Source organism: Thiohalophilus thiocyanatoxydans, assembly GCF_004366735.1.
GTDB lineage: Bacteria > Pseudomonadota > Gammaproteobacteria > UBA6429 > Thiohalophilaceae > Thiohalophilus > Thiohalophilus thiocyanatoxydans.
Genome location: NZ_SOQX01000001.1, coordinates 592,785 through 610,265, shown reverse-complemented (window position 1 = coordinate 610,265; position 17,481 = coordinate 592,785). Strand labels below are relative to the sequence as shown.

Sequence of the window (17,481 nt, the reverse complement as noted above, 5' to 3'; positions counted from 1 at the left end):
CCTCGCTATGACGGGACATAATAATACCTGTCGTCGTCGGCGTAAATTGATCCGACGGTGAGAGGCTCTTCCCTGATTGAGGACAATGCTTACACAATCTTTTATAATTCGTGCATGTATCGACTCTGTCTGGCTCAATGTTCGCTTACCTGAACCACAATGCCCTCATCAACGCGTTGCGCGATTATCGCCTGACCGATCTGCGCAGGGATCTGCTGGCGGGCATCACGGTCGGCATCGTTGCCGTCCCGCTGGCCATGGCGCTGGCCATCGCCAGCGGGGTGCCACCCCAGTACGGTCTGTATACTGCGATCGTCGCGGGACTGATCATTGCGCTCACCGGCGGTTCACGCTTCAGCATCTCCGGACCGACCGCCGCCTTCGTGGTCATTCTGCTGCCCATTACCCACGAATACGGGCTGGGCGGGCTGCTGGTAACGACCGTCATGGCCGGCATTATTCTAATTATAATGGGCGTGGCCAGAATGGGCCGGCTGATCCAGTTCATTCCCTATCCCGTCACCATCGGCTTTACCGCCGGGATCGCGGTGGTCATCGCCAGTTTGCAAATCAAGGACTTTTTCGGCCTGACGACCGGCGAAATGCCGCAGCACTTTCTGGAGAAAATGGGGGTGCTGCTGCAGGCGCTACCCACCGCCCACTGGCCGGATCTGCTGGTTGGCCTGCTCACGCTGGCCGTGCTGCTGGTCTGGTCGCGCCTGAAAAGCCGGGTTCCCGGTCATCTGGTAGCCTTGTTGCTTGGCTCCCTCGTCGCCTGGCTGCTGGGATCCGTCTGGCCGTCATTCAGTGTCGCCACCATCAATTCCCAGTTCACCTATTTGCTGGATGGCGTGCAGCAACACGGCATCCCGCAGGCGCCGCCGCTGCCGCTGCTGCCCTGGAACCTGCCCGATGCCGGCGGCCAGCCAATCGGCCTGTCGTGGCAACTGGTGCGGGATCTGCTGCCTTCCGCGTTTACCGTGGCCATGCTCGGCGCCATCGAGTCACTGCTGTGTGCCGTCGTTGCCGATGGCCTGACCGGCACGCGCCACAAACCCGATACCGAACTCATCGGCCAGGGGCTGGGCAATATCGTGGCACCCTTTTTCGGCGGCATTCCGGCCACCGCGGCGATCGCCCGCACCGCCACCAACATCCGGGCCGGCGGCCGCAGTCCGATCGCCGCCATCATTCACGCGCTGGTAATTTTATTAATTGTCATCAGCCTGGCCGGCCTGCTCGGTTATGTGCCCATGGCCGCACTGGCGGCACTGCTACTGGTGGTCGCCTGGAACATGAGCGAGGCACGCCACTTTGTTCATATACTGCGCGTCGCCCCTCGCTGCGACATCGTCGTGCTGCTGGCCTGTTTCAGCCTCACCGTGCTGTTCGACATGGTGATTGCCGTGGCGGCCGGACTGGTGCTGGCCGCCATTTTGTTCATTCGGCGCATCGCCAGCCTCACCGGCGCCGAGCTGATCAATCCCGAAGAACATGCCCATCTGCAGGATATTCCGGATAATGTCGCCGTCTATGATATCAACGGCGCCCTGTTCTTCGGTGCGGCGGAAAAAGCCATCAGCACACTACATCACGTCAACAGCAATATCGATATCGTGGTGCTGGATATGAACGATGTCCAGATGATCGATATGACCGGCGTTGTCGCCCTGGAGTCCCTGATCACCAGCCTGCAGCAGCAAAAAATCACCGTGCTGGTAGCCAATCTACGTCCGCGCATGCAGGACAAGCTGACCCGCGCCGGTATTCAGGAGCAGCCTGACAAGCTTGAATACCACAATGGACTGGCGGCGATACGCCAACGCATATTGTCACGACACACAGAACCACGAAACTGAATCAAACACTCACCGCGTCCGGCAGCATCGCACAGACTCCGCTCGAAATATTGAGCGAAGCGATCGAGGACGAATACAAGGCCCGCGCCATCTCTCGCCCCCGTATGCGATTCTGATACACTCTCCATATGGCCCACACGCACCATCATCACCACGCCCCGACCAGCTACAATCGGGCATTTGCCATAGGCATTGGTCTCAACCTGGTTTTTGTGGCCGTGGAGTTCATCTACGGGGTAGTGGGTAACTCTCTGGCACTGATCACCGATGCCGGACATAATCTCTCGGATGTACTGACCCTGTTGCTGGCCTGGGGCGCGATTTATCTGGCCGGCAAGGAGCCCACCCCGTATCGCACCTATGGCTTTCGGCGATTGACGATTCTCGCCTCCCTGTTGAGCGGCATGTTATTACTGGTGGCGGTGGGCGCGATTGCCTGGGAGGCGCTGGGCCGTTTTACCGACCCGCAACCGGTCGACGGCATGACCGTGATCGTCGTCGCCGCCATCGGCGTGGTGATTAATACGATCACCGCGCTGCTGTTCATCCGCGGCCAGAAGCATGATCTCAATATCAAGGCCGCTTTTTTGCACATGGCCGCCGACGCGGGCGTGTCGCTGGGCGTGGTGATCGCCGGTGTCGTCATCCTGTTCACCGGCTGGCTGTGGGTCGATCCGCTGCTCGGTCTGCTTATCGCGCTGGTCATTCTCTACAGCACACTGGATCTGCTGCGTGATTCCACCGGCCTGGCCATCGATGCCGTTCCCAAAGGAATCGATCCCCATGAAGTTGAAGTTTATTTAAAACAGCTTCCCGGTGTCACCGAAGTCCATGATCTACACATCTGGCCCATGAGCACCACCGAAACAGCCCTCACCGCGCATCTGGTCATCCCGCAATTCCCGGGAGACGATTCGCTGGTTCAGCAGGCCAGCGAGGAACTGCACCACCGCTTCGGTATCGAGCACGTTACCCTGCAGTGCGAAACCGGCAACGATGACTGCAAACAGGCCAGCCCGGGTAGTTTATAGCAAACAGACTTATATCAGACATTTCACCACGAAGACACGAAGCCTCGAAGTATTTAAGAAGAATTAAACCATAATAATCTCGCAGAGACGCCAAGGATAAATAAATTATCTCTCTGCGGCTTGGCGTCTTTGCGAGAAACATCTATTCGGGTCTGATTTTCACCACGAAGACGCGAGGTCTCGAAGTATATAAATTATTTTCTTCGTTCCTTCGTGGTAAAGTTTTTATAAACACTCTATTCTGAACTGACCTGGTTACCGGACATCTTTATCGTCTTCCGGCCCCACCCAGAACAACGGGTTATGTGCCACCTCCCAGAGGTGGCCATCGGGATCCTGAAAGTAGCCGCTATAGCCGCCCCAGAAGACCTTCTCGGGCCGTTTGGTAATCGTTGCCCCGGCCTGTTCGGCAAGACGGATAACGTCATCCACTTCCGCTTCGGAGTGTACGTTGTGCGCCAGGGTGAAGGTTTCAAAGCCACTGCCTTGCGGCGAGATACAGGCATCTTCCGCCAACGCTTCCCGGCCATACAGTCCCAGCCAGGTACCATTGAGAGTAAAGAAGGCCACTTCCGGCGGCGAGTCCATGCGCGGGAAACCCAGACCCTCTGCATAGAATTTGATGGGCACCGCCAGGTCACGTACGCCCAGGATAATCATGCTGATTCGTGGTTGCATTTTCTTCCTCCAGAAATGAGGATACAGACAACAAAGTTCTTGCTCAGAAACGTTGGGCTTTAACCGGCCCGCCCTTTCACCAAACCGGTTGCATTACACTTGCCAATTAACCTCGCGAAATAATAAATACCGCAACCAAGCACGGTACCGTCATACCGTCCCATCCAGCAATTCAATCCAGTGCCTGACCGGTTTGCCGGCCTTGCTGGCCAGATGCATCTGGCAGCCGATATTGGCGGTGACGATCACATCGGGCTCGTCACCCTGCAAGGCAGTGAGCTTGTTGTCGAGCAGCTGTTGGGACAGTGTCGGTTGCAGGATGGAGTAGGTCCCGGCCGAGCCGCAACACAGATGCGAATCGGGCACATGCGTCAGGGTGTAGCCGGCCTTCTGCAAAATCGACTCCACGACCCCGTTGATTTGCTGGCCGTGCTGCAGGGTGCAGGGGCTGTGGAAGGCGATCTTATTGTAGCCGGATTGATTCTCCAGCTGTGACAGATCCTCGTTAGCCAATACTTCGCTGATATCTTTGCTCAGCTCGCTGACCCGCGCGGCCTGAGCGGCCCACGCCGGATCGTGCTTGAGCAGATCGCCGTACTCCTTGACCATGGCCCCGCAACCGCTGGCGGTGATCACAATCGCCTCGGCCCCGGCTTCAATATGGGGCCACCAGGCGGCAATGTTGTTGCGCATGAAATCCAGCCCCTCTTCCGCCGCGGAAAGATGGTGACTGACGGCGCCGCAACAGCCGGCCCGTTCGGCACTGATCAACTCGATACCGAGTTTATCCAGCACCCGGGCTGTGACGGCATTGGTATTGGGAGTAGAGACACTCTGGACACAACCTTCCAGAACCAGCATTTTGCGCGGCTGCGAGTGTTCGGGTCGGCTGATTTTGTTCTGCAGCGTCGGTACCTTATTGGCCAGACTGGCAGGCATGAAAGGCTTGAACAGGTTCCCCGCCTTGATCAGGGGCTGCATGCGCCGGGGATACGGCACCACCTTGCGTAGCAACCAGCGCTGCAGGGTCTCGAGATTGCCTCGCCGGACCTCCCTGTCCACCACTTCACGACCGATCTCCACCAGCCGGCCATACCGCACGCCGGAAGGACAGGTGGTCTCGCAGGCCCGACAGGTCAGACAACGATCCAGGTGCTGCTGGGTCTTGCCGGTAATGGCATTGCCTTCCAGCGCCTGCTTGATCAGATAAATCCGTCCACGCGGCCCGTCCAGCTCATCCCCCAGTAGTTGATAGGTCGGGCAGGTGGCGGTACAGAAACCGCAATGCACGCAGGCGCGCAGGATGTCATTGGCTTCCCGGCCCTCGGGGGTATTCAGGAACTGTTGGCTCAGATTTGTCTGCATGGTTGCCTTTGCCTGGATTGTTGCATCCCCGAACAGGGACGAGGTACGAGGGACGAGTTACGAGGCCTCTTTAATAGATCGCTCACTGATGTCTTTAATACGCCGTTCTTACCGATTTCCGACTGCCAACTGCGACTGCCAACTCAGATCTGTTTATACATCCGCCCCGGATTAAATATCCTTTCGGGGTCGAACGCCTGCTTCAGGTTACGCTGCACTTTCATCATCGCCTCGGGCAGTGGATGGAACACCTCAATATTCCCGGCGCCCCGATAAAGGGTGGCATGGCCGTCGACCTTTTCAACCGCCCGGCGAATCCTTTCCGCCGGTTCCTCACTGACCAGCCAGCGCTGCGCGCCTCCCCATTCATACAACCATTTTCCGTCGAGCTTGATCGGCGGGGTATTCGAGGCCAGGGAGAGACGCCACAGCGGTTTGCTGCTGCTGAAAAAGGCGTGCTGCTGTTCCTTGAGTTTGTTCCACCAGGTCCGGGTCGGCGGCATCTCTTCGCCGCCGATCACCTTGCGCGCCGCCCTGATGGTGCTCTGCGTACCGGCCAGACGCACGTACAGACTGGCGCCGTCGTAACAGGTCGCCGTGATCGGCAGCGGCTTACGCGCCCAGCCGTTCATCCGCTCTATGGCCTCCGCGTCGCTGGTCTCCAGTACCACGGTCTGCTCGCTTTCGGCACGGGGCAGGACCTTGAGTGATACTTCGAGCAATACACCCAGCGTGCCCAGCGCGCCGGCCATCAACCGCGATACATCATAGCCAGCCACGTTTTTCATTACCTCGCCACCGAACTGAAGAATCTCGCCCTGGCCGTTAATCAGCTTGCAGCCGAGCACGAAATCCCGGGCTGCGCCGGCATAAGCGCGCCGCGGCCCGGAGAGATTGCAGGCGATAGTGCCGCCCAGCGTCGCCGCTTCGCCGAAGTGGGGCGGCTCGAAAGCGAGCATCTGGCCCTCTTCGGCCAGGGTCTGCTCGATTACCGGCAGGGGGGTACCGGCGCGCGCGGTGATGACCAGTTCGGTCGGTTCGTAATGCAGTATGCCGTTGTGGCCGCTGACATCCAGCGGCGTCCCCTCTACGGGATGACCATAGAAGGACTTGGTCTTGCGGGCGTGAATGCTCAGGGGACGGCGGCTATCGACAGCCGAGCGCACCTGTTGCTGTAACTGTTCGCTGATATCGGCCATGGGCTCAGAAACGGTCCAGCTCGGGAAACGGCAGCTCACCGTGATGCACATGCATGGCGCCGAACTCGGCACAACGATGCAGGGTGGGTACCGCCTTGCCGGGATTGAGCAGGCCTTTGGGATCGAGGGCGTTTTTAATCGCGTGAAACTGGGTCAGTTCCAGTGCATCGAACTGCACACACATCTGATTGATCTTCTCCATTCCCACGCCGTGTTCACCGGTGATGGTGCCACCGACTTCCACGCACAACTCCAGTATCTTGCCGCCGAACTCCTCGGTGCGTTCCAGCTCGCCGGGTTTGTTGGCATCGTACAGAATCAATGGGTGCAGGTTACCGTCACCAGCATGGAACACGTTAGCCACCGGCAGATCATACTCTTTTGACATGTCCGCCATCTTGCGCAACACCTCGGGCAGGTGCTTGCGGGGAATGGTACCGTCCATGCAATAGTAATCGGGCGAGATGCGCCCCACGGCCGGAAACGCCGCCTTGCGGCCTTTCCAGAAATTCATGCGTTCGGCTTCGCTATCGGCGGTACGCACTTCGGTGGCGCCGCTTTGATTCAATATCTCGCGGACCTGATAGACATGCGCCGAGACCTCTTCGTTGGTACCGTCGAGTTCACACAGCAAAATCGCTGCGGCACCGACCGGATAACCGGCATGTACAAAATCTTCCGCGGCCTGAATGGCCAGCTTGTCCATCATTTCCAGACCCGCGGGAATAATTCCGGCGGAGATGATATTACCCACGGCCTGACCCGCATTGACCACATCATCAAAGGCCGCCAGTATCACCTGCGCCCGCTCCGGTTTGGGCAGCAGTTTCACGGTAACTTCCACGATCACCCCGAGCATGCCCTCGGATCCGGTCATGAGCGCAAGCAGATCATAGCCGGCCGCATCCAGGCCGCTGCCACCGATAGTTAACAGCTCGCCATCGATGGTGACGACCTTGAGTTGTTGAATGTTGTGCACGGTTAAACCGTACTTGAGACAGTGCACGCCGCCGGCATTCTCGGCCACGTTCCCGCCGATGCTGCAGGCGATTTGCGAGGACGGGTCTGGCGCGTAATAGAGTCCGAACGGTGCGGCCGCCTCGGAAATCGCCAGATTACGCACACCCGGTTGCACGCGGGCCACGCGCTGCTGCGGATCGACCTGCAGGATCCGGTTAAAGCGCGCCAGGCTCAGTAACACCCCCTGATCATGTGGCAGGGCACCGCCGGAGAGCCCGGTACCGGCACCACGCGCCACCACGGGTACATCCAGTTCAGCACAGAGTTCGACGATCTTCTGAACCTGCTCGATAGTATCGGGCAATACCACGGCGAGCGGTAGCTTGCGGTACGCCGACAGGCCGTCACACTCGTAGGGATGCAAATCCTCGGCGCTGGATAACACCTGCTCGGCCGGAAGCAGCGCCTTGAAACGACGGATTAGTATCTCGCGCGTGGTGGAGGCCGTCGATTGCTTGGCCGTGGTACTCATAAACGGCACTCAGTCAGACAAGGGGGTATCCCTTGTATCCTCAGGTTATAGGGCGTTGTGGAATATTATTCTAACCCTCTTCCCGCCCCGGTGAAACCGCCGAACTGTCTGATAACAGACAATCATCGGGCCGGTTTTCGCCATCCCATTGCCCTGCAAAAGATGGTGTCATAGGGAGGAATTGGGTAACATGCGAGCCCAGCATTCCAATTAATTCCGGGGAATACGATGTTCGAGGATATCACCAACTACCTGATTGTCGGCGGCCTGCTGGCGGGTGTGATCTACGGTCTTGTCGCCAGACACTTTGATCTGGACATGATGCAGGCGGTACGCAAGGCGTTTCGCGAAACCGATCACCGCCAGCTGCTGGCCGTGGCTGTGGCAATGCTGGTGGCGATCGTCGGCACGTATTGGCTGGAAACCACCGGGACAGTCGACGTGGCCAGCGCCGGTTATCGCAATGCCCAGTTCGACTGGCTGGGCGTGCTGCTCGGGGGCCTGCTGTTCGGGATCGGCGCCAGCCTCGGCGGACAGGATGCCGCGCGGGTCTTTGTCAACGCCGCCGGCGGCGATCTGCGCGCCCTCCTGGTGCTGGCGGTGTTCATCATTTTCGCCACCATCACCCAGTTCGGCCTGCTGGAGTCGGTGCGGCTGTGGCTCACCGGCCTGACCGCGATTGATCTGGCCTCCGGTGACGCCGGCATCGCCAGCGTTCTGGGCCTGCCCGGCTGGCTGGTGCTGCTGGTCATCGGCGGGGCCCTGGCCGCCTACATCGCCCTGCGCTGGAAGCGGGGCGGACAGGTCTCCCTGCTGATTGCCGGCGCCATTATTGGCCTGATCACGGTGGCCAGCTGGTATGTGACCGGGGTCCTGGCCTTCGATGACTTCAACCCCAGGGCACCGTCAGGGATCACCGCCTCCGGCCCCATGTCCCGCATCGGCATGCTGGTCATCGCCGGCGACACGCCGCGGCTCTCCTACGCCGTCTCCTTTGTCATCGGCCTGGCCGCCATCGGCTTTGTCTATTCGATCATCCGCGGCCAGTTCCGCTTTGCGCCTGTTCCCGGCGGCAAACTGGGCAGCTCGATTCTGGGCGCGGCCCTGATGGGGATCGGCGCCACGGTCGCCTACGGCTGCAACGTCGGCCAGGGGCTGACCGGCTTCTCCACCCTGTCGCTGGAATCCCTGCTGGCCGTGGTGGGCATGTTCCTCGGGGTGATGATCGCCAGCAAAAAAGGCTGGGACTAACCCCTGTCGCAGGCAAAAACCGGGCGCGGGGTGATGTTTTCCCCCGCCCGAATCGGCTATCATTGGCGCACTTTCCATAGATAAAAATCGATAGGTCAGGATCGCCGATGTTCTCCGGTTGTGATGCGCTGAAAAAACTGCGCGAAGGTAACGAACGCTTCAGCACCAATGTGCGCAGCATTGATTCCCTGTTGAGTTATACCCAGCGGGCCAACCTGGCCACCAGCCAGCAGGAGCCGATCGCCATCATCCTGGGCTGCTCCGACTCGCGCGCCCCGGCCGAGCTGGTCTTCGACCAGGGCCTGGGCGATCTGTTCGTGATCCGGGTCGCCGGCAACATCGTCGCCCCCTCCCAGGTCGGCAGCGTGGAGTTCGCCGCCGATCGCTTCGGCACCAAGCTGGTAGTCGTCCTGGGCCATTCCAACTGCGGCGCCATCACCGCCACGCTGGAAGAGCTGCGACGCCCGACCGAAAACCAGTCCCCCAACCTGCACTCCATCGTCAGCCGCGTCAGCCCGGCGGTCCAGAACCTGCTCGATCTGAGCCCCGATCTCAGCCGCCAGGAACTGGTCGACAAGGCGGTGCGCGCCAACGTCCGCGCCTCCTGCGATCACCTGCGCCACGGCTCGGCCATCCTTGAAGACCTGATCGCCAACAACGGCCTGCTGGTCGTCGGTGCGGAATATTGCTTGGAAACCGGCAAAGTCGACTTCTTCGACGGCGTGCCGGCGGAGTGTGAATAACGCGCATTTCTCCGGGTCAGTGGAAATAACGCGGAGGGCGCGGAGAAAATAATTTATAATTCAGTCCATTTGAGGGAACTGGGCTTGTCTATCGCTTCCTGAAAGTCAAAAGCAAGACCTGACCCCGTTAGTCCTTCAGTGTGGAATATCGATTAGTCGAAGTAGGAGCGAACGCCGAAGAGGATACGGAATTCGTCATCCTGCAATTCTCCGTCATCACTATCGACGAAGATATCATCCGTAGCAACAAGATAGCTGCCGTTCACGGCAAGAGCGACGTCGTCACGGATGAAGTACTTCATGCCACCACCGACCGAAAATACGGCAGCATCGGTGTCGAGATTGCTATCGTCGGCTTCGACATCGGCCCAGACAACACCGGCGCTCAGAAATGGCACAAGAGCCGAATCAAGGATGAGGTTGTACTCGGCACGGGCTCCCAGTTCGGTGCTCATGTAGCGTTCGTCGTCGCGTAACCCAGCAACCACGGCAACTTCGATTCCATCGGCGACGAACTGACCGTAGGCGAACTGAATATGTAATTTATCTCCCATAACATCGATGTATCCCGCACCTTCAAGAACCTTGGTACCCTTGTCCAGATTCGGGGTAATAATGCCAGATTCGTTTTCAGCAGCAAACGCCGAACCCCACAACATAGCAGCGACTGCAAACAATAACCATGTTTTACTCATCTCCTGCTTCTCCTGTTTTGTTAACTTTCTCGACACGGGAAAAGACCACCTTTCCCGCTCCTTGGGTCAGGTTTTGTGTTTTATTCTTGAAAGGCAAAAGGCAAGACCTGATCCTAATCTTAGTTGAGATTTTCCTATACGCGATAATCCTTTCATTACCAACATGAAACTAACACAAGGTATAGGCTTATAATTAATCCTGGAAGTAGGACCCACGGTTCACGAAACCAGGCAGCTAGCAGCACTGCGATCTCGACCACCAGGAACTGATCGACAAAGCCATGCGCGCCAACGTCCGCGCCTCCTGCGATCACCTGCGCCACGGCTCGGCCATCCTTGAAGAACTGATCGCCAATCACGGTTTGCTGGTCGTCGGTGCGGAATATTGCCTGGAAACCGGCAAGGTCGACTTCTTCAACGGCGTGCCGACGGAGTGTGAATAACCCTCTTCTCTCGGGGATGTAGGAAAATAACGCGGAGTTCGCGGAGACGTTTATGCCCGTTGTTTGGGTGCAGAGGCGCGGAGAAATAATTTACGATAAGGGCTTTGACCCCTTTAATTCTGTTGTTTAGGTGCAAAGACGCGGACAAAACAATTTGGGGCTTCAACCGTCTTCGGGGTCAGGTCAGGTCTTGGCTTTTGTCTCCTGAAAGGCAAAAGGCAAGACCTGACCCCGTTTATCTTTTCCAGGGCTCTACTCCAAGGGTTCCACTCGATTGCGTCCATTCTTTTTGGCTCGGTACAAGGCCTTGTCAACACGCAACACCAAACTGTCCAAAGCATCTTCGGGCCTTAAACCGGTAACTCCGAAACTGGCGGTGACATGTCCGACTGACGGGAAATCGTGGTCATCCAACGCTTTCTGGAACCTTTCAGCCAACAACGCCGCGTCCTCCAGCGGAGTCTGCGGTAACAACACCATGAACTCTTCACCGCCCCAGCGCCCCACAAGATCCGTCTTGCGGACCGTCACCCTGGCGATTTCACTCACTGCTCGCAAAATGTCGTCACCCACTGAGTGCCCAAACGAATCGTTGATCCGCTTGAAATGATCGAGGTCATACATAATCAGTGACAAAGGATTGCCGTGCCGTTTGCTGCGCTGTACCTCAAGGCTTGCCACCCTGGTGAACTCGCGTCGATTCGCGAGGCCGGTCAAGGAGTCCATGGTGGCCAGTCGATGAATATGCTTCTCGGTACGCTTGCGCTCGGTGATATCCCTGCAGATGCAGAGGATCAATTTGCGCCCCTTGTACTGACATCCGTTGTTGCTGAGTTCAATATCGATCATGGCGCCGTCCTTGCGCCGTTGACGCGTTTCAAAATGGGCACCCATCTCATCCACATCAGCAAGCATGGCCAGAAGTTGCTCGCGATCATAATTGACATCCCAGTCCCAGACATGGAGCCCTTGCAACTCTTCCTTGCTGTAGCCCAGGATGTCCGCATAACGCTGGTTCGCCAGAAATACACCACCATCCACTTCTAGAATAACGATGCCGTCCCAGGACTGATCAAGCAGGTTGTTCCAGAGAGTCACTTCGTCGCGCAGCTGTTCCTCGACTTCTTCTGCCTCCTTGCGCCTTTGCTGGGCCGCCAGCATCGCAGCCAGTATGTTAGCGAGATGGTGCGCCGTGCTCAATTCGTCAGGGAAATACTGACGGTGTGTTTCGAAGCCCTCCAGACACAACACGCCTATGCGCTGAGAAAGGCAGGAGATCGGCACCACCATCAGCTGACCGAGAGGCCCCTGCAATGCTGGCTCCGCTTCCCAAATCACAGTTTCGTTTCGGTCCAGGGCATCGGTATAGGCGGGAAACGCTGTTGCAGCCAGCGTCTCAGGCATAGACTTCAGGGGGGACCCTGAAGCGCTGTGGCAGCGGCAAGCCAGCAACTGCGGGTCAGTTTCGTGCAGTGTCCAGACGCTGGCACGCCCAACCATCAGACTCTCGACAGCGGTTTGGGTCACGATACGCATTGCATCCACTGGATCTGCTCCAGATCCGAGCTCACACCATAGCCGGCTTACCTGCAACAGTGCTTGCTGTTGACGCGAGAAGCGTTCCTCCATCGAATTCCCTTTTGCCACCTTGCCGTTCATTTTTCAGGACGCTCTTCTTGAATGAGATCAAGGGGGTCAGATAACTTGAAGTCTATCTAGACCTTGCGGGGTCAGGTCTTGCATTTTGACTTTCAGGAAGTAAAAGACAAGACCTGACCTTGAAGACTTTTATGACTACTAGTCATTTCCGCGCAGCAATCCGGCCACACTCAGATCTTCATCTATTTCCGGCCAATGGATACCTTCACCATCACCCAGAATCTCATAGTTCTCTAATTGATTTTTCGCGGCTTCGGATAAACGCGGAAACCAAACTAATGGGACTGTGATCTTTCGCCCATCAACCAATGACACGATTAGATCATCGTCTGTAAACTCGACACTCTGAGCCAAAGGATGTGTTTCAACTGCTAATGTGCTCATTCCACGCCTCCAGGAATATTTTCCTGTTTTCATCAATATGCTTCTGTGTCGTTCGCAGCTCGTACGCTGCAAACCGCTTTGAACCCATTTTTTCGGGGTCAGGTCTTGTCTTTTGCTTCCTGAAAGTCAAAACGCAAGACCTGACCCCGTTTACCTGGGTATGTTCAGACCGACGCCAATCATTGAGAGCCTAACAAACTGAGAATTGTCTTATTACCGTCAAGACTATCCGAGATTTTATCTCTATAAAGAAGAATCAGGCCGCAAATGATAGCCACACCTATAGCAAGCTCCCAGCGTGGCCTCTTCTCTTCCAGGACCTTAAGTACCTCACCATTCTGTGACAAATACTCAAGAGCCTCACCCTTGCCTTCAAATAGTGGCTTACCCTCTTCAATAGGGTTCTCTGTGTTAGTCAGCTTCGTAAGCATGTTTTCCATCATGGCTTCTACGGCCATTCTATTTATTCCGACATCGACACCCGGGCCAATCAGTGAAAAAACCTCATAGAACTGAACCTGATAATCCTTTAAATTGAAGGCTAATGTTTGATGTGCAAGATCATTACGAATCTTACGCATTTTATGTATAGCATCAACTATTTCAGAAGACAGCAACCTGCACACGAGCGCGATATCCAGCTTTGAAGACAAGGTTCCAAACGCCCCGGAATAGTTAAAAATCTCTTTCCTTCTTTTTCCTGACACTGACTCCGGCACAAGGTTTTCAAAAAAATTCTTTAGGTATTCGTCTATTTTGGAAACCCCGAGAAGGACAGCGCCACGATCTGACTCCGCGAGTAACAGCGGAAAAATCTCATCAAAATATGGACGCAGGTCTGGATGAGATAGGAAATGTTCATTCATGTCACTCATTTGTTTTCCATCGGCCTAACGCCGCCATAAATGGCGCGAGGAACGAGCGTGCGGCGGCCGTAGGGAGCGAATTTAATGGCTTTGTTAGGCAACAGCTTTACCACTACGCCAGATAAAATCATGATTTTTTCGCCAGTCGTTCAGCAAACCATTGGTAATGAGTACTATTCTCAACTGGTAAATTTTTGATGGCGGCTCGCAGCACCCGCAGCTCTTCATCTGTTTCTTTTCTCTTTGAATATATAATAGCCAACCGACGATATGTGAACGGTGTATCGACCCCTTCTTCCAGCAGTCGCTCATATTCAAGAATAGCAGCATCTATATTGTCTTCTTTTTCCAACTCTTGGCCGCGCATATTTCCCTCAGCTGCCTCGCGATATTGCGCCTGAAGGAATTCTTGCTCTAATTCAGCTATGGATTGTTCGACTTGTGCAAGCTGTGTGAGCTTAATAAATGGATGCTCATTTGAAAGTTTCTTGAGTTCTTCCAGGCGTTTCTTGGCCACATCTAGCCTTGATACTTTTGTATCAGCGTTCTTTGACTCGTTGGCAATTTTCAGAGACTCATTAATGATCTCAACCAATCGCTGTGCCGAGGCTGAAATCGCTTGATGGTATTGTTCTAACTTCGGCTCCGGTGCATTCGCAATCTGTTGGCGAGAGTTTTTCTGAGATTTTTTTATCCAGACCCAAACGACTGCTACAGCCACAATGATCAATAAAATTGTAAATGCTTCCACTAGGTTTCCCCTGTTGCCTTTTCAGGTAATAGACAAATTCTGTCTATTCCGACCCCGGGTCCTGATATTACAGAAATTACCCACAATCCTAGCAGGGAGGAAGGGGCTTTTCGAGGTTTCCAGGGTATTGTTTTGTCGATATACAAGGGTCTTCCCCTACTATCCCTAGCCGGTTTTATTCCCGTCAGACGCCGCCGAGCATCGCAGTGGAAGGAGGAACAGCCCGAAGGGTGCGCGCATGGACGCGCGCACTCGCCCGTCGGCACACGGACGTGCCGTCGGGCGAGCCCGACTGGAGCGAGAAGCGCAGGGAACCGGTTCAGCCATTGGAAATGGCTGAACCGGCGGCGTCTTTCGGGAGCGGTTTTTGGTGACTTTTTGCCGCTTCAAAAAGTCACTCGCCGCGCGGGCGCGAGAGCCCGCTTTCAAGATCAAGGCCGCCCGGAGGGCGCTCATTTAGATAAGCAGGGTGACACCCCAAGAGTCGCCTCCCACAACACCCTTTCCTCACCCTTACCTTTCAGGGGAGGAGATAATTTGATCCCTCTCCCTTTCACTCAACTCATGCACGACCCGCGCAACAAGCTGTTCTGTCTCGCCAGTTTCGAAAGCCATATCCGGCTTTTCCCCCGCATCCAGCCCGTACAACACGAGCTCCTGCGGCAGCTGCCCCATCACCCGGCCCAGGGCAACCGCCTCGGCGACACCGAAGTTATGACTCGACAGGCCTGCCGCCTGTTCACTGATCTGTTCGGCATCCAGCCGCACCAGCGTGCCGCGTGGCCTTCCCGCCTGCAACGCGTCGATCAGGATCACCCGTGCGTATCCTTGCAGGCGCTCGATCAGGCCGGCGCCGGGGCGATCCAGTTTGAGGAACGTGCAGTGTTGCAGTGTGGCAGCGGCGCTTTTTTGCAGGTCATCGACGACCTGCCAGCCGAGCTGATCGGCGCCGAAGGGCGAGCCGATGCCGGCGATCAACAGTGCTTTCACTCGCGTTTGACCCGGATCTTCAGAAAATGCGTGGCGCAGGAGATGCAGGGATCGTAATTGCGGATGACGCTTTCGGCGCGCAGGCGCAGTTCGGCATCGGTATGTTGCAGGCCGTAACTCGACAGGGACTGATGCAGATCCTCTTCGATCCGTGCCTGGTTCTGACTGGTGGGCGGGACGATGCGGGATTTGAGGACCAGGCCTTCTTCGTCCAGATCATAGCGATGCCAGAGTATGCCGCGCGGGGCCTCGGTACAGCCGTAACCGGTGCCGGCCTTCGGTTCGATGAATTCGGCACTTTGCGGGGGAATTTGATAGTTATCCAGCAGGCGCACGGCCTCTTCGATGGCATAGCAGGTTTCGATGGCGCGGGCGATGATCGAATGAAACAGATTCCGGCTGGGCAGCTGCAGACCGATCTCGTCGATCAATGCCTGCAGATTTTTTGAGAGACGATCCCGGTTGAGATTCAGCCGTGCCAGCGGCCCGACCAGGTAGGGTTTATCGTGCAGCAGGGAATAGAGCGAGGTGGAATGGGACTCCTGATATTCGCGAAAGTGTTGCTCGTACTCGTCAATGGCGATATCCAGCCCGGCATCGGAGACCAGCCGACCGCCGTACAGGGGATACTCCTGCTCGTGGCGCAGCGCGACGCTGACAAACTCCTGCTGATCATCGGGTAAATCCAGTCCGGCCGTCCAGCGTACCAGTTCTTCAGCTTCCGGCAGGGCGGCCTGCAGTTCATCCCGTAAACGATTCACGGCAAGGATAGAGGGTGCCTGATGAAACCCGCCGACACAGGCGCCAACCGGATGGACCGAGCGCCCGCCGAACAGGCTGATGAGTTTGTTCCCCAGTCCCTGCAGTTGCAGGCCTCGCTGCACTGCTTCGGGATGGACCTGCGCCATTTCGATGGCGTTGTTAAAGCCGAGAAAATCCGGGGCGGCCAGCAAATGGATATGCAGAGCGTGGCTCTGGATCCACTCACCGCAGTACATGGCGCGGCGCATGGACTGGATCCAGTCGCTGTTAGGCGTGCCGAATACCTGCTCGATCGCCTGCACGGCACTCATCTGATACGCCACCGGACAGATGCCGCAGATGCGCGCCACCATGTCCGGCACTTCACTGTAGCTGTGTCCTTCGAGGAATTTTTCGAACAGTCGGGGCGGCTCGAAGATACGCAGCTGCAGTTTTTCGATCTGCCCGTCACGCGCCAGCAGTTCCAGCGCCCCTTCGCCCTCGACCCGCGCCAGCACCGGTACCTGAATCCGAATGTCGCGTTGCTCGTCCATTACTCGTCCCGTTTCCAGCGCTGGCCGGCGGCCGTGAACGGCTCGACGCCGCTGTTGATAAAATGAAAACGGCGACCGATGGTCGCGGGCAGCACGTCCAGTTGACGAAATGCCTCGCCCAGCGCTTCGGTATTGCTGTTTTCGGCCGGCCCGTAACAGGCGTAACAGTCACGCCCCAGCGACGGACAGATGGCGCCGCAACCGGTGCGGGTCACCGGCCCCATACACGGCTCGCCTTTGGTTACCATGACGCAAACATTCAGCTGCCGTTTGCATTCCAGACAGACTTTATCCTGTTCCACCACCGGCACGGCGCCGTGCAGCAGGGATCGAATCGCGCCCATCACCTGGCGGCCGTTGACCGGGCAACCCCAGAGTTCATGATCCACCTTGACGTGATGCGAAATGGGCGTGGAGGTCGCCAGGCTGTCGATATACTCCGGCGAGGCATACACCTCGGCCAGCCATTGCTGGCCATCGGCCAGGTTGCGCAGGGCCTGCAATCCCCCGGCGGTGGCGCAGGCACCGATGGTAATCAGGTACTGGCTGTTGCGGCGTATGGCCTGGATACGTTCTTCATCATGCGCGGTACAGATACTGCCTTCGACAAAGGCGATATCGACCCGGGCTTCGGGGTTCATCGGTCCCGCCTCGGCAAAGTGGACCAGCTCCACCTGTTGCGCGAGGCTCAACAACGCCTCGCCGGCATTGAGAAACGCCAGCTGGCAACCGTCGCAGGAGGCGAACTTGTGTACGGCAACTTTAGGTTTGTCACTCATA

At 56.9% G+C, this 17,481-nt stretch carries 16 protein-coding genes and 1 pseudogene; 5 read left to right on the top strand and 12 right to left on the bottom strand.

Annotated features, from left to right (window positions below; all coding sequences use genetic code 11):
• Positions 1–137 precede the first annotated feature (137 nt).
• The gene (gene dauA / locus EDC23_RS02865; protein ID WP_134080926.1) at positions 138–1,859 is read left to right on the top strand and encodes a C4-dicarboxylic acid transporter DauA; all 1,722 of its coding nucleotides are present in this window, start codon (positions 138–140) and stop codon (positions 1,857–1,859) included.
• Between the two features lie 128 nt (positions 1,860–1,987).
• Positions 1,988–2,890, top strand: a complete 903-nt coding sequence (locus EDC23_RS02860; protein ID WP_134080924.1) for a cation diffusion facilitator family transporter — start codon at positions 1,988–1,990, stop codon at positions 2,888–2,890.
• 255 nt (positions 2,891–3,145) lie between these two features.
• Here the strand turns inward: EDC23_RS02860 and EDC23_RS02855 are convergent, their stop codons facing one another.
• The 4 genes from EDC23_RS02855 to EDC23_RS02840 form a co-directional block, all read right to left on the bottom strand.
• Positions 3,146–3,568 (bottom strand): VOC family protein, encoded by a 423-nt coding sequence (locus EDC23_RS02855; protein WP_134080922.1) that lies wholly within the window; start codon positions 3,566–3,568, stop codon positions 3,146–3,148.
• Positions 3,569–3,718: 150 nt separating this feature from the next.
• Entirely contained in the window at positions 3,719–4,933 is a 1,215-nt protein-coding gene (gene glcF / locus EDC23_RS02850) for a glycolate oxidase subunit GlcF (protein WP_134080920.1), read from the bottom strand.
• A gap of 143 nt (positions 4,934–5,076) precedes the next feature.
• On the bottom strand, positions 5,077–6,132 hold the full coding sequence (gene glcE, locus EDC23_RS02845; protein WP_134080918.1) for a glycolate oxidase subunit GlcE: 1,056 nt from the start codon (positions 6,130–6,132) through the stop codon (positions 5,077–5,079).
• Between the two features lie 4 nt (positions 6,133–6,136).
• The gene (locus tag EDC23_RS02840; RefSeq protein WP_134080916.1) at positions 6,137–7,624 is read right to left on the bottom strand and encodes an FAD-linked oxidase C-terminal domain-containing protein; all 1,488 of its coding nucleotides are present in this window, start codon (positions 7,622–7,624) and stop codon (positions 6,137–6,139) included.
• Positions 7,625–7,852: 228 nt separating this feature from the next.
• On the opposite strand from EDC23_RS02840, the gene EDC23_RS02835 reads away from it, so the two are divergent.
• Together EDC23_RS02835 and EDC23_RS02830 are read left to right on the top strand one after the other, a co-directional pair.
• The gene (locus EDC23_RS02835) at positions 7,853–8,875 is read left to right on the top strand and encodes a YeeE/YedE family protein (RefSeq protein ID WP_134080914.1); all 1,023 of its coding nucleotides are present in this window, start codon (positions 7,853–7,855) and stop codon (positions 8,873–8,875) included.
• Positions 8,876–8,982: 107 nt separating this feature from the next.
• Positions 8,983–9,618, top strand: coding sequence for a carbonic anhydrase (locus EDC23_RS02830; protein WP_134080912.1), 636 nt, complete (start codon positions 8,983–8,985; stop codon positions 9,616–9,618).
• Positions 9,619–9,770: 152 nt separating this feature from the next.
• On the opposite strand, the gene EDC23_RS02825 is transcribed toward EDC23_RS02830, so the two are convergent.
• Positions 9,771–10,313, bottom strand: coding sequence for an outer membrane beta-barrel protein (locus EDC23_RS02825; RefSeq protein WP_134080910.1), 543 nt, complete (start codon positions 10,311–10,313; stop codon positions 9,771–9,773).
• A 275-nt stretch (positions 10,314–10,588) separates the two neighbouring features.
• Here EDC23_RS02825 and EDC23_RS02820 point away from each other — a divergent pair.
• Positions 10,589–10,756, top strand: a pseudogene (locus EDC23_RS02820) (carbonic anhydrase); the annotation flags it as partial.
• Positions 10,757–11,008: 252 nt separating this feature from the next.
• On the opposite strand, the gene EDC23_RS02815 reads toward EDC23_RS02820, so the two are convergent.
• The 7 genes from EDC23_RS02815 to EDC23_RS02785 form a co-directional block, all read right to left on the bottom strand.
• Positions 11,009–12,415 (bottom strand): sensor domain-containing diguanylate cyclase, encoded by a 1,407-nt coding sequence (locus tag EDC23_RS02815; protein WP_134080908.1) that lies wholly within the window; start codon positions 12,413–12,415, stop codon positions 11,009–11,011.
• 138 nt (positions 12,416–12,553) lie between these two features.
• Entirely contained in the window at positions 12,554–12,799 is a 246-nt protein-coding gene (locus EDC23_RS02810; protein ID WP_134080906.1) for a DUF2442 domain-containing protein, read from the bottom strand.
• Between the two features lie 179 nt (positions 12,800–12,978).
• A complete protein-coding gene (locus EDC23_RS02805; protein WP_134080904.1) occupies positions 12,979–13,674 on the bottom strand; it encodes a hypothetical protein in 696 nt (231 codons plus the stop codon).
• A 118-nt stretch (positions 13,675–13,792) separates the two neighbouring features.
• Entirely contained in the window at positions 13,793–14,416 is a 624-nt protein-coding gene (locus EDC23_RS02800; RefSeq protein WP_134080902.1) for a hypothetical protein, read from the bottom strand.
• Between the two features lie 513 nt (positions 14,417–14,929).
• Complete coding sequence (locus EDC23_RS02795; RefSeq protein ID WP_166668753.1) at positions 14,930–15,406, bottom strand: hydrogenase maturation protease; 477 nt, start codon at positions 15,404–15,406, stop codon at positions 14,930–14,932.
• Positions 15,403–16,701, bottom strand: a complete 1,299-nt coding sequence (locus tag EDC23_RS02790; protein WP_134080898.1) for a Ni/Fe hydrogenase subunit alpha — start codon at positions 16,699–16,701, stop codon at positions 15,403–15,405. Before EDC23_RS02790 ends, EDC23_RS02795 begins: the two co-directional genes overlap by 4 nt.
• Positions 16,701–17,480 carry an NADH-quinone oxidoreductase subunit B family protein gene (locus tag EDC23_RS02785; protein WP_134080896.1) on the bottom strand — a complete coding sequence of 260 codons (780 nt, stop codon included), beginning with the start codon at positions 17,478–17,480 and terminating at the stop codon, positions 16,701–16,703. Before EDC23_RS02785 ends, EDC23_RS02790 begins: the two co-directional genes overlap by 1 nt.
• Position 17,481: the final 1 nt, after the last annotated feature.